Annotated in this window: 13 protein-coding genes; 8 read left to right on the plus strand and 5 right to left on the minus strand. The window is 51.5% G+C overall.

Annotated features, from left to right (window positions below; all coding sequences use genetic code 11):
• Window positions 1-301: 301 nt before the first annotated feature.
• From AC0YN3_RS06610 to AC0YN3_RS06630, 5 genes are all read left to right on the plus strand, one after another.
• Complete coding sequence (locus AC0YN3_RS06610; RefSeq protein ID WP_475774336.1) at window positions 302-1,066, plus strand: ABC transporter ATP-binding protein; 765 nt, start codon at window positions 302-304, stop codon at window positions 1,064-1,066.
• Window positions 1,047-1,808: an ABC transporter permease gene (locus AC0YN3_RS06615; RefSeq protein ID WP_475774337.1), complete on the plus strand. Its 762-nt coding sequence runs from the start codon at window positions 1,047-1,049 to the stop codon at window positions 1,806-1,808. Before AC0YN3_RS06610 ends, AC0YN3_RS06615 begins: the two co-directional genes overlap by 20 nt.
• On the plus strand, window positions 1,805-2,659 hold the full coding sequence (locus tag AC0YN3_RS06620) for an MBL fold metallo-hydrolase (RefSeq protein ID WP_475774338.1): 855 nt from the start codon (window positions 1,805-1,807) through the stop codon (window positions 2,657-2,659). Before AC0YN3_RS06615 ends, AC0YN3_RS06620 begins: the two co-directional genes overlap by 4 nt.
• A gap of 165 nt (window positions 2,660-2,824) precedes the next feature.
• Complete coding sequence (locus tag AC0YN3_RS06625) at window positions 2,825-3,289, plus strand: divergent PAP2 family protein (protein WP_475774339.1); 465 nt, start codon at window positions 2,825-2,827, stop codon at window positions 3,287-3,289.
• Window positions 3,290-3,569: 280 nt separating this feature from the next.
• Window positions 3,570-4,346 carry an alpha/beta hydrolase gene (locus AC0YN3_RS06630; RefSeq protein WP_475775087.1) on the plus strand — a complete coding sequence of 259 codons (777 nt, stop codon included), beginning with the start codon at window positions 3,570-3,572 and terminating at the stop codon, window positions 4,344-4,346.
• 13 nt (window positions 4,347-4,359) lie between these two features.
• On the opposite strand, the gene AC0YN3_RS06635 is transcribed toward AC0YN3_RS06630, so the two are convergent.
• The 4 genes from AC0YN3_RS06635 to nirB form a co-directional block, all read right to left on the minus strand.
• The gene (locus tag AC0YN3_RS06635) at window positions 4,360-5,313 is read right to left on the minus strand and encodes a TRM11 family SAM-dependent methyltransferase (protein WP_475774340.1); all 954 of its coding nucleotides are present in this window, start codon (window positions 5,311-5,313) and stop codon (window positions 4,360-4,362) included.
• 191 nt (window positions 5,314-5,504) lie between these two features.
• Entirely contained in the window at window positions 5,505-6,281 is a 777-nt protein-coding gene (gene cobA, locus AC0YN3_RS06640; RefSeq protein WP_475774341.1) for a uroporphyrinogen-III C-methyltransferase, read from the minus strand.
• A gap of 135 nt (window positions 6,282-6,416) precedes the next feature.
• Window positions 6,417-6,731 carry a nitrite reductase small subunit NirD gene (gene nirD, locus AC0YN3_RS06645; RefSeq protein WP_475774342.1) on the minus strand — a complete coding sequence of 105 codons (315 nt, stop codon included), beginning with the start codon at window positions 6,729-6,731 and terminating at the stop codon, window positions 6,417-6,419.
• 68 nt (window positions 6,732-6,799) lie between these two features.
• Entirely contained in the window at window positions 6,800-9,244 is a 2,445-nt protein-coding gene (nirB, locus tag AC0YN3_RS06650; RefSeq protein ID WP_475774343.1) for a nitrite reductase large subunit NirB, read from the minus strand.
• Window positions 9,245-9,568: 324 nt separating this feature from the next.
• Between nirB and AC0YN3_RS06655 the strand changes: the two genes are divergently transcribed.
• A complete protein-coding gene (locus AC0YN3_RS06655) occupies window positions 9,569-10,186 on the plus strand; it encodes an ANTAR domain-containing response regulator (protein WP_475774344.1) in 618 nt (205 codons plus the stop codon).
• A gap of 15 nt (window positions 10,187-10,201) precedes the next feature.
• Entirely contained in the window at window positions 10,202-11,245 is a 1,044-nt protein-coding gene (locus AC0YN3_RS06660; protein WP_475775088.1) for an anthranilate phosphoribosyltransferase, read from the plus strand.
• 213 nt (window positions 11,246-11,458) lie between these two features.
• On the opposite strand, the gene AC0YN3_RS06665 is transcribed toward AC0YN3_RS06660, so the two are convergent.
• Complete coding sequence (locus AC0YN3_RS06665; RefSeq protein WP_475774345.1) at window positions 11,459-12,664, minus strand: helix-turn-helix domain-containing protein; 1,206 nt, start codon at window positions 12,662-12,664, stop codon at window positions 11,459-11,461.
• 275 nt (window positions 12,665-12,939) lie between these two features.
• Here AC0YN3_RS06665 and AC0YN3_RS06670 point away from each other — a divergent pair, with 275 nt between their 5' ends.
• Window positions 12,940-13,932 carry a sulfonate ABC transporter substrate-binding protein gene (locus tag AC0YN3_RS06670; protein ID WP_475774346.1) on the plus strand — a complete coding sequence of 331 codons (993 nt, stop codon included), beginning with the start codon at window positions 12,940-12,942 and terminating at the stop codon, window positions 13,930-13,932.
• The last annotated feature ends 33 nt before the right edge of the window (window positions 13,933-13,965 follow it).

Genomic DNA, 13,965 nt, shown 5'->3' on the forward strand with positions numbered 1-13,965 from the left:
GTCCTGAGATAGAGTTGAAAAAACGAATGAGCTGCGCGGGCGGAGAGAACAAAGTCGTTCTGGAGAAATGCAATGTTCGCTTTTGCAGACCAAATGGTTACTATATATGAAGTTAACGAATCAAAACCATTTGGCTGCAACGGCGATCGGAAGAATGGCTTTGATCACGCAGCGATAACGGCGTACTCATGTTAAGTTTATCTGATTTGAACAAGAGGCAGCTGACCTTTCGCTTGTATTGCATGTCTTTTTCGATCAGCCGCAATCGCGCTATAATGGAAAGAAAATGAAAAGGAGGGCAATGATGAAGCCTATACTGGAGTTCAGTCAATTGAAGAAAAAAATAGGCGGACCAGTGAATAGCCCTCTTTTTTCAAATGTTTCCGCCAAGGTTGCTGAGCCCGCCATTATTGCGCTGCTCGGCATATCCGGCCAAGGAAAAAGCACATTGCTTCGGATACTTGCCGGACTTGAAGCCGTGGATGAGGGAGATATTCGATTGCATGACGTCTCGCTTCAAGGCTCGGATCCGAAGGAATGGCGGAAGAAGATGTGTTACGTCGCACAGCAAGCAGTCATGCTGCCAGGCAGCATCGAGCAGAACCTGCGTACGGTCAGCATGCTGCACCGTATTCCTTATGACGAGAAGCTAGTCCGGCGATTACTGCCCAAGTTAGGGCTTGATCATCTGGAGCTAGGCAAAAACGCGCAACAGCTCTCAGGCGGAGAAAAACAGCGGGTTTCCTTATTGCGCTCCTTGCTCCTACATCCAGCGGTGCTGCTGCTGGACGAGGTTACCGCTTCGCTGGACAGAGGAAGCAAGGAAATGGTTGAGCAGGTGCTGCGGGAATGGCATGAGCAAGCAGGCACAACGCTTATCTGGATTACGCATGATTTGGAGCAAGCCCGCCAGATGAGCGGGTCTGTCTGGTTCATGGGCGAGGGCACGCTGCTCGAAAATAGCCGAACCGAGCGTTTTTTCGAGCTTCCCGAAACGGAGCTCGCGAGAGATTATATCGCTTCACCTATGCAGAAGGAGCAGTCGCATGTCCATTCTAGCTCTTAGCTTTACGCTCTTATTCGTGATGATAACGATGCTTGTTTCCGTATGGCAGAAGCTCGGTCTCGAAAGGGATATTGCCGTAGGCACAATCCGTTCAGCGATCCAGCTTCTTCTGGTCGGCTATGTCCTGCAATTTGTTTTTGGAACAAGCAATCCATTGTTTATCGCATTGATCTTGCTGCTGATGATTGGGGTCGCATCACACAATGCGGCAAAGAGAGGATCAGGCCTGCGCGGTATTGCATGGAGAATCGCGATTGCTATCGGTTCGACTGAGCTGCTACTGATGGGACTGCTCCTCGGATTCAATATCATTGAAGCGACGCCGCAATATATCATTCCGTTAAGCGGCATGACAATCGGCAACGCCATGGTCGTATCGGGATTATTATTGAACCAGATGAGAAGAGAAATAAGTACGGCAAGGGGCGAGATTGATACGCTGCTCTCACTTGGAGCGACCGCCAGGCAAGCGGTTCAGGATGTCATGAAACGAGCGGTCAAAGCGAGCATGATTCCAACCATAGACGGCATGAAGACGGTGGGGCTTGTCCAGCTTCCCGGCATGATGACAGGCATGATTATTGCCGGAGCCGATCCAGTTGAAGCGGTTCGCTACCAAATTTTAATCGTATTTGCATTCGCCAGCTCTGCTGCGGTAACGAGCATTATTTTAAGCTTGTTGAGCTACAAGCTGTGGTTTACAAAAGAGCTCCGTCTACAACCTATGGAAGAGAAGGGATGATGAATGTCGTGAAAATCTATAACGGCGGCCCCGAATTGGTAAAGCAAATTATGGAGACCGAGTTGCCTGAGCATGCGCTTTCGTTATGGGCGCTGGGGCAGGAGGGTTTCCTAGTCAAATGGAAGAAGACAACGATTCTGTTTGATCCGTATTTGACGAATTGGGTATACGAGCTGAGCGGCCCGCCTTGGTCGCGTGCGTTCGAATCACCGCTGCAGCCTGCGGACTGCCTCGACGTGGACTTTGTGGTCTGCTCCCATCATCATGAGGATCACATGGACAAGCAGACGCTGCAGGTGATTGCCGGATCGGAGAAAACGCGCTTTATCGTTCCTAAAGCGCATTTGCGCTTATTGAAGGAATGGGGCTTGCGGGATGAGCAGCTAATCGGAATATCAGATGGTCAAACCTTGCAGCTTGCCGATGGCGTTCGGCTGGAGGCATTTGCCGCTAAGCATGAGCAATTCGAACAGGATGAAGCGGGCGAGCATAAATTTCTTGGATTTGCAGCACAATTGGGCAGTCTAACCTTATACCATGCCGGAGATACTGTCGGGTTTCCGGAGCTTGTGGAGTGGCTGCGGAGCAAGCAAGTCGATGTTGCTTTAATGCCGATAAACGGAAGAGATTTCGTGCGCGGCGGGCAAGGCATTGTCGGCAATTGCAACTATCGCGAGGCCGTAGAAATAGCGGTGCAAATCAACGCGGATATGCTCGTTCCGATGCACTATGGTTTATTTCCGCACAATGATGAGAACCCGGCTTATTTCGTCGATTATATCCAGCGTCACTATCCTGCAAAGAAGTTCCACATGTTCGCGCCGGGTGAACGCTTTATTTATATGAAGTAGGATCGTTATGGCATAGCTGGATTAGTGCTCAATTGCTGCTCGATTAGGGCGGGGCGGTATCGCATATCTGCCAACAGCTTGCGTAATGGACAACTCGATTCCTGGCTACATGATTTTGCTTCAATAGGACAAAATGATGAAGCAGAAGGAATGGAGGTGACGGCTGTGTCAAATAGAGGACTAGTGACTGCACTTGCTGCCGTTGGAGCGGCTCAGCTGCTAAAGCTGCCGCTGCATTACGCGAAAACGGGGCATTGGGACTTGCGCAGAGCCATTGGATCGGGCGGCATGCCAAGTGCCCATTCAAGCGGCGTTACGGCGTTAACTGCATATACCGCTACGAAATACGGCGTGAGAACGCCTGAATTTGCGATATCGGCGATGCTTAGCATTGTGGTTATGTATGATGCAATGAATATTCGAAGGCATGCAGGCGAAATAGCGGTGCAGGTGAATGATTTGGATGAGGATGTCGAGCGGCTTGCCGGAAAGCATCCGGGGATTTATCATAAGCGCAGGCGTGAAAGGCTTAAGGAAAGTCTCGGACATCACCCGCGCGAGGTCGCGGCAGGGTCGGTGCTCGGCGCGCTTTTTGGCTTTATAGGCGGAATTACTTCTTTCAAGAGGTAATGCTTCGGCGACCTCATGAGCATTCATCGCATACACGGGTTTAAGCCGGTAAAGGCTTAAGCCCTTTTTTTGCTAAATATGAATTTACAAGTTGTAGCATACAAACATGCTTATACTATCTCAACGAAACGACTGCTTTTGCCACAGAGGATGGCGATAGCCGTTTCATCTTGCTTAATAACGGATAGCTGGCCTGGCCGGTTAGGTATATAATGGAACAGGAATGAAGATACATACGAGTAATTAGGGGGTTATTCAAGTGGCGGAGCAATTATTGTGGATGCACGGGGCGCCCTTCGCGCGCAGCAATGAGGACGAGGATTGTCCGGCAATTACGCCTTATCTCGTCGAAGGAGAGCATGCGCCGGCTGTTATCGTATGCCCAGGCGGCGGTTACGGCGGCAGAGCTTATCATGAAGGTGAACCGATAGCGCAGTGGCTGAACAGCCTAGGCATATCGGCGTTTGTCTTGCGATACCGGGTATCGCCTTATGAATATCCGTGCGCGCTGCTTGACGTGCAAAGGGCCATTCGCACCGTGAGGTTCAAAGCAGATCAATACCGAATCAACCCGAATAAGCTGGGGCTGCTGGGCTTTTCCGCTGGCGGCCATTTGGTTTCTAATGCAGGCACAAGCTATGATGCGGGGAATAAAGAGGCCGAGGATGTGATTGAACGCGAGTCATCCCGTCCCGATCTGCTCGTGCTTTGCTATCCCGTTATCACGCTGCTTGATCCGTATGCCCATGCAGGATCAAGATCGAACCTGCTAGGGACCGAGCCGGATCCGCTCATGGTAAGGCAGCTAAGCAGCGAGCTGCAAGTAACGGAGGATACGCCTCCGACCTTCTTGTGGCACACGTCGGACGATGCAGCCGTGCCCGTTGAGAACAGCCTGATGTTTGCGGCCGCTCTCCGAAAGCATAACGTGCTCTTTGACCTGCATGTATACGCGAAAGGCCACCATGGCTTGGGATTGGCCGAGAGTGAGGAGCATACGAAGGAATGGACGGCTGCCTGCGCCTCATGGCTGGCATGGAACGGCTTTCAATCCTAATCATCGGCCTCCATTAGACACAAACGAGGATTTGCCTAATAAAACTGCCTTTCCGCGTCGTGCAGCGATCGACTATCGTGAATCCAGCTTCCGCAATGGACGCATCGACCGTTTCTGCCGTGATAACGATGACTCTGTCAGCGATGCGGCGGGCATGTACGAGCAATTCATGCTGCTTCTCGGGTGTTGTCGTAGAGAAGTGGTTGTAGGGCATGTCTAGAATCGCCGCATCGTAATGCTCGGTAACATCAGCGATATCACCGCAAACGACCGATGTCTCCAGTTCGAAGTGCGCTAAGTTCTCGCGCGTTCCCTGGACAACGAAGTGGTTAATGTCTCTTCCGACGATATTGATCCCCATCGATAGCGCTTCGACCAGCACGGTCCCGATTCCGCAGCAAGGGTCGATGGCAGTCTTCCCGCTTGGGAGCGGTACGGCAATGTTGGCTGCGGCTCTCGCAACCCGGGTGCTAAGGGCAATGGAATAGCTGCGGGGCTTCTGGATTTGCGTAAGCCAGACCGCTTTGCTCTTTATATAATGTCCGAAGTAGAAACGCCCACCCCAATAAACAAGGCCGAAGATGCGATCAGGATTCCGCATGTCGGCTTCTCCTTCTATATAAATGCCTATCTCTCTCTCCACTAAGCGCATCTGATCGAAATCGATTTTATCCTCGGGTGAAAGATCACTCATTTTGACGAAAATAACCTTAAACGTCTCATCGCCAAGCTCAATCTGCTTGACTTGCTCAAGGATATCCGCAAGCTGCTCACCTTGGTAGAGGACCTCAATCCGCTCTCTCATGAAGGGGCTTCGATCAGGGTGTACGGCAATTTCGCTCATCAACAGCCCGGATTCGGATTGCTTATCGAAAAAAGAACGCATTTCCAAGTAGCATAGCTCGGTTTCTTCCAGCCTAGAGCCATAAGTATATAAATATAACGGTACAGCATTTCTTGGTTCCAAGTGGAGTCGCATCCTTTATAAAAACGAATTGAAGCTTCTAGTATACAGGAAAAAGGGGACCATACAAAGGAAATGGAGGGAAGAAGCGTGCTTGGCGGCCAAGCTTGCACGCAATAGAAGGCGACAATGGCAAGTGCTGCCGCTGTCGCCTCCATGTAAAGGAAGGTATCCGATTATGTGTCATCATGCTGTTATCCAATGAGTGCTACCGCATGCTGCTCCGCATGCATAAGCCGCTCGCGGACACGTACGACCTCGCCAATGATAATCAGTGCCGGGTTAGCGAGCTTCATCGTCACGGCAAGCGTGTGGATATCCGCAAGCGTGCCAACGATGGTACGCTGCCTTTTCGTCGTGCCGCGTTCAATTAACGCTACGGGCGTTGCTGCCGACTTGCCATGCTTCAGCAGCTCTTCGCGGATAGCAGGAAGCTCGCTCACCCCCATATAAATGGCAAGCGTATCGACGCCGTGAGCAAGCAAGTCCCAGCGGATAGGCGTTTTGTCCCCATGGCATCTGCTCCCGGTTACGCAAGCGAAGGAAGCGGCGTATTCACGGTGGGTAACCGGAATCCCGGCAGCGGCAGCTGCGCCGATGGCCGACGTGATACCGGGAACGATCTCGTACTCGATTCCCCATGTAGCGAGCTCTAGAGCTTCCTCGGCGCCTCTTCCGAAGACGAGAGGATCTCCCCCTTTGAGACGTACGACCGTTTTGCCATCTTGCGCGAAGCGAACCAGCGCTTCATTGATAAGATGCTGGGGCATCGCATGTGAGCCGGGGGCTTTGCCGCAATATATAAGTTCTGCATGGGGACCGGCATATGCTAATAATTCTTTGCTAATAAGGCGATCATAGAGAATAATGTCAGCCTGTTGAATGCGCCGCATCGCTTTTACGGAAATGAGCTCAGGATCGCCTGGACCTGCACCTACTATATAAACCTTGCCTGCTGTTTTGTTTCTCATAGGATGCTCCCTCCGGCTCTTAAGCCGTTTTAGTGTCCAATGCTTTGGGATCCTGCAATAAAGCGATGGAGGTATGTCTTTAGCTAACCATTAATCTAAGATAATAGACGGCTTCCGGGCATTCGAGCATTATCCTTAAATCGTAACGTAGATAGAGCCGCTCTCACTGTCGATTTCCGTTTCGAAGGTCGTTATGCAGCCATCGTCCGGTTCATGTACTTTGCCGCTGCGCAAATCTATTTTCCAGTCGTGGAGAGGGCAGTGTACGGCTGTGCCGCACACCATCCCTTCCGATAGAAGACCGCCCTTATGCGGGCATTTGTTCTCGACAGCAAGCACGCTGCCGTCTGTCAAGCGGAATACGGCTATTTCAATATCCTGCACCTTTATGCGGCGGGATCCTTTTACGTCGATATCGGATAGATTGGCTACGAGCATTTTTGTAGTCATGTGAATTTCCCTCCTGGAAAGTTTAGTTGATCCATGCTGACTTGGATAACGTACGCATCCAACTTTTGCTACAGCTGTACCGGAACGGCGCTGTTCAGTTGCTCGAAGTTTTTGCGGAGTTCATCCGATTCAACGATTTGCTTCCAAGGATCGGTCGTCAGGCTCAGCGTTTTATCGATACGGGATTTGAGAGCGAGACGGTCTTCCGGATTTTCAAGTCCTTTTTTGACGTAATCCAGACCAACACGTTCAATCCACTGTGCGGTACGCTCGTTCCATTGTGCATTTTCACGGTAGAGCTGCAGGAATGCGGAGGACCATTCCATGACCTCGTCTTCTGTTTTCACGATGCAGAGCAGATCGGTTGCACGGACCTTCACGCCGCCGTTGCCGCCGACATGGAGCTCCCAGCCGCCGTCAATTGCGACTACGCCGAAGTCCTTGATGGTTGCCTCCGCGCAATTTCGCGGGCAGCCGGATACGGCAAGCTTAACTTTAGCTGGTGCGTTCAGCCCCTCGAACGCCTTCTCCAGCTTGATACCCATACCGATCGCATCCTGCGTGCCGAAGCGGCAGAAGGTGGAGCCTACGCAGGTTTTGACCGTTCTCAGCGTTTTGCCGTAAGCATGACCGGAGGGCATATCGAGATCTGCCCACATTTTCGGCAAATCCTCTTTCTTAACGCCTAGCAAGTCGAGACGCTGGCCACCGGTGAATTTCACCATCGGCACATCGTATTTCTCTGCGACCTCAGCGATTTTCTTCAAATCGGCCGGGGAGGTGACACCGCCGTAAATGCGCGGTACGACCGAATACGTTCCGTCTTTTTGGATATTGCCATGGAAGCGTTCGTTGGTAATCCGTGACTCATTCTCATCAACGTATTCCTCTGGATTGATCATGCCCAGATAGTAGTTGAGTGCAGGGCGGCATTTCGTGCACCCTTCAGGGTTGCTCCATCCAAGCACGTTCATGACTTCTTTCGTCGTGTTCAAGTTCATTCGCGTAATCTCCGCGACGATTTCATCTCTCGTATGGGTCGTACAGCCGCAAATGCCTTCTTTCACCGGCTCGCCAACAGCATCGTCAGCATATAAGTGAAGAAGCCCTTCGACAAGAGGCTTACAGCCGCCGCAGGAGGCGGATGCTTTTGTGCACGCTTTGATGGCTCCTACCGTATTGCAGCCTTTATTCAGAATGGCCTCGCCAATATCGCCTTTGGATACGCCATTGCAACCGCAAATGATCTCATCATCGGCCATGGACTCAAGCCGGCTGTTGCCGCTAGAGGATTGACCGAGCAGATCGGAGGAAATGCCAAGCAAAATTTCCTTTTCGCGTCCTGCGATGGATTCGCCGCTTTTAATAGAAGCAAACAACTCAGCGCCGTCAGCCGTATCTCCGAAGAGGACAGCTCCAACGAGCTTGCCGTCTTGGATCACGATTTTTTTGTAGGTGCCAGCCAGATCGTCCTGAATCTTCAGAGCACGGGTGCCTGGCGTATCTGCGAAACGTCCGGCAGAGAATACATTTACGCCGGATACTTTCAGCTTGGTTGAGGTTACCGAGCCAGCATAGCCTGCCGTTTCTATGCCAACCAAATGCTTGACCATAACGGCACCTTGTTCATAAAGCGGAGCTACGAGGCCGTAGGAGATACCTCTATGCTCAGCGCATTCTCCGACTGCATAAATTTCGGGCACGCTCGTTTGCATGAAGTCGTTAATAACGATTCCGCGGTTAACCTCGATACCGGCTGCCCTAGCAAGCTCAACATTAGGACGTATGCCAACCGCCATAACGACCAGATCACCGTCAACCTCAGTTCCGTCAGTGAAAGCAAGGCCCGTTGCGCGGCGCTTGCCTTTGATCGCTGCTGTATGTTTATTCAATAGAAATTGCATGCCTTGTGCTTCGAGGTCACGCTGCAGCATTCTTGAAGCGGCCTCATCAAGCTGGCGATCCATTAAGTGGTTATGGATATGGACGACATGTACCTCCATACCGAGGTGGAGCAAGCCGCGGGCGGCTTCAAGTCCGAGCAGGCCACCGCCGATGACGACCGCTTTTTTATACTTTTTCGCAGTGTCCATCATGATTTCGCAGTCCTTGATATCACGGAAACCAATGACGCCTTCCTTGTCAGCGCCTGGAAGCGGAAGCATGAACGGGTTAGAGCCTGTCGCAATGATGAGTGTATCGTAAGCGGCTTCGATGCCCAGATGTGAGATAACCCTCTTGCGGTCCGTATCAATTTTGGTTATTTTGTGGCCAGTATGGAGCGTGATGTTATTTTCTCTATACCATTCCCAGTCGTTGATGACGATTTCCTGCAAATCGGCACCGCCTACTAGAACGGAAGACAGCATGATTCGATTATAGTTAGGATGAGGCTCTGAGCCGAAGATTGTGATGTCATAGCCCTCCGGAGAAAGTTTTAATAAGTGCTCGATTGCCCGAACCCCCGCCATTCCGTTGCCGATGAGTACTAATTTTTTCTTCGTTGTAGTCATTGTATTTCTCTCCTCTCAGTCTCTGTCTATGCGAAAACGAAGTAAAAGCCTGCCTCGACCCATAGGAAAACGTACGTCCCCTTGGAAATCGAAAGCAGGCTTCTTTGCCGCTTATAACGAATACACCGTTGTACTCGTGAAAGATATGAATTTGATATGGTAAATATACAACGGCTTACAGGTTCGTGTCAAGATAGTTAACATGAAAAACGGTGAAAAAACTTGGTTAGTGACAATAAGTTGTTTTGTATGTTATATATAATCACAAAGGTATCGGCTTGTGCTGTGTTCACAAAAAGTCGAAATAGGAGGGGGCGCTTCCAAATGCGTTCTTTGTTAGTGGTCGATCATCGTACGGCAACCGAGGGGGCAATGGCGGACCCTCAGTCAGATCAGCTGTCCAAGAAAGAAACGCCGAAATATGTATTGGAGAATTACGGCTATCAGGTACTCCGCGCAGTGGATGAGAAGAAGGCTGAGTTGCAAATGGTCAGCGCAGACGCAGTCGTTCTTCACGTCCCTCTTAATGAAGTAAAGCAATGGGGAAGAAGGCTGCTGAAGCAAAAAACGGTGCCGATGCTTTGGTGGTGCAGCGCAGCGGCGGCATCCCAGTCAGCGGCATTCTGCGAGGATGACATCCAGGTGGATGGCATACTTACCCCATCCATGAGCGAGCAAGAGCTGCACTGGGCTCTTCATTTCGGCTCCAAGCAATGCTTTGAGCGCCTGCAGTGGATGAACGAGCGGAAGCAGCTCGAAGGCAGGCTTGAAGAGCGGAAGTGGATTGATATGGCCAAGGGCATTTTGTGCAAAATCAAAAATATTTCTGAAGCGGAAGCTTATGATGTGCTGCGCAAGCAAGCCATGAACGAGAGGAAACGCATGGTGGACGTGGCTACATCAATCGTTAAGGTCTATCAAATCCTTCAGGATCAAAAATAAGGGGGCTTTGCGATGATGATCAACCTGTTAAAGGAAGTTGGCCGGGGAAAAAGGGGAGCGCGGGATCTCAGTTATGAGGAGTCGCTGCAGGCAGCAACCGCCATTCTGGAGCTTAAGGCGACACCGGCGCAAATAGGCGCCTTTTTCGTTGCTGAACGCATTAAAATGGAAAGCGTTGAGGAAATTGAAGCATTCGTTAATGTCTGCCGGAAGCATGCATACCGTGCGCCGATTCAGCAAGGGCTAGACTGCGCGGGCCCTTATGACGGCAGGAAGAAATCGTTCTACGCCACGTTCGCGACCTCGTTTGTCCTGGCAGCCGCAGGACTTCCGGTCACGCTGCACGGATCAGCCTCATTGCCGCCCAAATGGGGGATTACGCTGCATGATCTGCTGATGGAATCGGACATTGACGCTGACCTGCTCTCAAGGGACCGTATCGTTCAGGCGGCGAAGGAGACTGGCGTTCTGTACGTGCCTGCCGAGGAGTGGTGTCCGCCGCTAAAGGCGCTGCGCCCGATACGGGTTGAGCTTGGCATGCGCACGGTGCTCAATACGGCGGAGAAGCTCATCGATTACGCCCATTCACCGTATCTCATTTTCGGCGTTTACCACAACACTGTTTTTGAGCGGATGGCGAAGCTGGCGAATAATCTGAACTATAAAAAGGCGCTGATTGTTCAGGGCACGGAAGGTTCGGAGGATCTGTTTATCGAGCGGCCAACCCGAACTTATTTCGTGGAGAACGGACAATCGCAGCTTAACGTTATTGATCCGGATGCTTACGGACTCGAGACGGCGGTGCCGGAGAAGGACTGGACGCCGGCGGAGCAGGTGCTGGAAACCGAAGCGATCCTGCAAGGGCGCGGGCATCTCGCCTTTGCGAATCAAGTGCTTCTCAATGCGGCTGTAAGGCTACAATTGGCGGAGAAGGTGGGCTCGATCGAGGAAGGCATTTATATTTGCAAGGATCTGCTTGATAATGGCGCGGCGTGGAAATTGTACCGCAAATGGCAGTCGGTTATGCGCAGCCAAAGCGCGCAGCCATGCAGCAGCTAGCTGCAGGCAGGAACGGATGGAATACGGTAGCCGAAACATGACACCATGGCTGTCTCAGAAGGCGATTTTGCCAACCGAGACGGTCTTTTTAATGTGATAGTGCCGGTATTTCGCGCTTCGAGCAGGCTTTCTATGAGAGATAAGGGGGAGAGCGGAGCTTCTGGAACGCTTGAATAGCCGTACATTTGCAGTGCGGCTATTCGTTCTGTTTGCTTAATAAAGGTTGTCGCTTGACCACTCGCCAGGCAAAGGGGAGTCGGTGAGGATGGGCAGCTTTAACGATTCCACGGCTTCCTGCAAATAAAGCTTGTTGAACTCCAAGCCGCCGTTATTTTTCTTATGCGCCGAAAGCCAATCGGACTGGCCTTCATTGAAGCGATTCAAGGTTTGCAGGTCGCGGCTGTAGATGGATGCATCCCACCTGATTTGCGTAAGTACGCTGGCGACGAGCGGAAGGGGAAAGCCGCTGGCTTTGTGTATCAGCTCGGCCGCGCGCTGCTGATCATGGCGGATGAACTCGTGTGCTCTCAAATGGGCTTTCAAATAAGCGATAACGATGGTTTCGTTGCCTCTTGACCAATTGCCATCGGTTACGAGCCCGGTCAAGTAATCGCCGCCGATTCCTTCGGAGAGGAGGGGGACGCCAGCGCCGATCGATTGCACCCAGCTTAGGTAGGGCTCCCATAGCATGCTGGCACCAACCTGCCCTTCAATGATGCCGTTAAGGCAGTCGCCCATGCCGCGATGAACGATAGGCTCGGAATGCAGGCCGTAGGTCTTCATCCATTCCTTCAGCCGGTATGAGGAGCTGGAGTTGCCTACCGTGGAAATAGATAGGGACGATAACGCTTCAATGTGGTCGACCTTGCCGCCAGTCGGAACGACAAGCGATATGCCGCCGCCGCTTCCGGTTTTACCGTCGAAAGCGATGACCTGCGGTTGGAAACGGGGAAGGATCTGGCTAAGTGCGCGGCTGGCTATAATCGGGTAATCGCCGACGGAGGCGATGTGGACCCGTCCAGCGATAAGCTCCTCGACTAGCTCCATGCCGTTCGGAGCGTTTACGTACCGGACCTGGTAGCGCTTCGAGGGGTTCATGCGCCTCAGCTCTTCCTCGAATAAACCGAGCTGTTTAATAATGAGCGGGCTCCAGAGCAGCGCTGCCCCGCTTTGATAGCCGATCGTAACGACGGTTGCATCATCCGGGACGATCGTCGGGGTAGCGGGATTCTGCGGCTCGGAAATGCCATGCTGCTTGATCCAAGCTTGAAGCTGCTGCTCGTCGATCCATACTTCCTTGCCTATTTTGATATGAGGAAGCTGCTTATCCTTGCGCCAGCGGTCGATGGTGGCACGGCTGATCCCTAGCAGGTCCATCGCTTCCTGCAGGCTGAGAAGATTCAAGCGATCATTCATCATAGTTGAACTCTCCATTTCTATGTGACAGACTAAATCATAGTTAATTCATAGGAATTATTATGTATAATGATAAGCTATGGACCATTAAACTTCAATTGATAAATGCAAAAAAACGGCATCATATTCCTCATTCCTCCTCATCGCTCCTCGTCTTTCCTCATTCTATTGACAGTCTTAGAAGCAAATGATAATTTCGATGTACATAAAACAAAGTAACTTAATAGGAATTATGAGTTATTACGATTTTAAAAAAAGCTGAGGGGCTGTGATTAGAGATGAATAAAGGAACGGTTACGCAAAAAAGAGGTTTGGCGAGAGTGGGGCTTCTGCTCGTTTTAGCTGCAATGATGGTGCTATCGGCTTGCGGTGCGAACGAGGCGGGCAATGATTCGGAAGCGGGCGGAGAGAAAGCGAAGACGGTTCGGATCGGCTATCAAAAATATGCTTCGGTGAACATCATGAAGGAGCGCGGCGGTCTCGACGAGAAGCTGAAGGAAGCGGGATATGCGGTAGAATGGACGGAATTCCCAGGCGGCCCGCAGCTGCTTGAAGCGTTGAATGTTGGCAGCATCGACTTCGGACACACGGGTGAAGCGCCTCCGATCTTTGCTCAAGCGGCCGGCGCACCGCTTGCGTATTTGGCCCATTCGCCAGAAAGCCCGAAGGCGGAAAGCATTCTAGTGCCTGAGAATTCCGCGATCCAATCATCGGCGGATCTGAAAGGCAAAAAAATCGCCTTGAACAAAGGCTCCAACGTACATTATTTGCTTGTTAAATACCTAGAGCGGGAAGGCCTTGCTTATAGTGACGTAGAGGTTGTCTATTTGCCGCCGGCTGATGCTAGGGCTGCATTCGAAAGCGGCAATGTGGATGCATGGGTCATCTGGGAGCCGTTCTACTCGGTTGCGCAGCTAGCTACCAAAGCACGCGTGCTGGCCGATGGGGAAGGGCTCGTGAAAAACTATGAGTTTTACTTGGCATCCAAAGATTTTGCGAAATCGAATAAGGAAGCAATCGATGTCATTCTCGCGCAGCTGGAAGAGACGGATAATTGGGCAAAGGACAATCAGCCTGAGGTTGCGAAGCTGCTCGCTCCTGCGCTAGGTCTCGATACGGCGCCGCTTGAGCAAGCGCTCTCCCATCGCGGCTGGGGTGTTATCCGTGTCAGCGACGAAACGTTGGAAGCCCAGCAGAGCATTGCGGATACGTTCCTGAAACTGGAATTAATCCCTTCTGCCATTAAAGTAAGCGACGCGGTAGTTAAATAAAACCTCATACCCTGCAGAGGATTAAGGAGCATG

It is taken from the genome of Paenibacillus sp. J22R232, assembly GCF_056269165.1.

What these genes read in the sequence shown, in the direction of transcription:
- AC0YN3_RS06610 (WP_475774336.1), top strand. Translation starts at nt 302, where the DNA reads ATGATGAAGCCTATACTGGAGTTCAGTCAATTGAAGAAAAAAATAGGC.
- AC0YN3_RS06615 (WP_475774337.1), top strand. Translation starts at nt 1,047, where the DNA reads ATGTCCATTCTAGCTCTTAGCTTTACGCTCTTATTCGTGATGATAACG.
- AC0YN3_RS06620 (WP_475774338.1), top strand. Translation starts at nt 1,805, where the DNA reads ATGATGAATGTCGTGAAAATCTATAACGGCGGCCCCGAATTGGTAAAG.
- AC0YN3_RS06630 (WP_475775087.1), top strand. Translation starts at nt 3,570, where the DNA reads ATGCACGGGGCGCCCTTCGCGCGCAGCAATGAGGACGAGGATTGTCCG.
- cobA (WP_475774341.1), bottom strand. Translation starts at nt 6,281, where the DNA reads ATGAGAAACAAAACAGCAGGCAAGGTTTATATAGTAGGTGCAGGTCCA.
- nirD (WP_475774342.1), bottom strand. Translation starts at nt 6,731, where the DNA reads ATGACTACAAAAATGCTCGTAGCCAATCTATCCGATATCGACGTAAAA.
- nirB (WP_475774343.1), bottom strand. Translation starts at nt 9,244, where the DNA reads ATGACTACAACGAAGAAAAAATTAGTACTCATCGGCAACGGAATGGCG.
- AC0YN3_RS06655 (WP_475774344.1), top strand. Translation starts at nt 9,569, where the DNA reads ATGCGTTCTTTGTTAGTGGTCGATCATCGTACGGCAACCGAGGGGGCA.
- AC0YN3_RS06660 (WP_475775088.1), top strand. Translation starts at nt 10,202, where the DNA reads ATGATCAACCTGTTAAAGGAAGTTGGCCGGGGAAAAAGGGGAGCGCGG.
- AC0YN3_RS06665 (WP_475774345.1), bottom strand. Translation starts at nt 12,664, where the DNA reads ATGATGAATGATCGCTTGAATCTTCTCAGCCTGCAGGAAGCGATGGAC.
- AC0YN3_RS06670 (WP_475774346.1), top strand. Translation starts at nt 12,940, where the DNA reads ATGAATAAAGGAACGGTTACGCAAAAAAGAGGTTTGGCGAGAGTGGGG.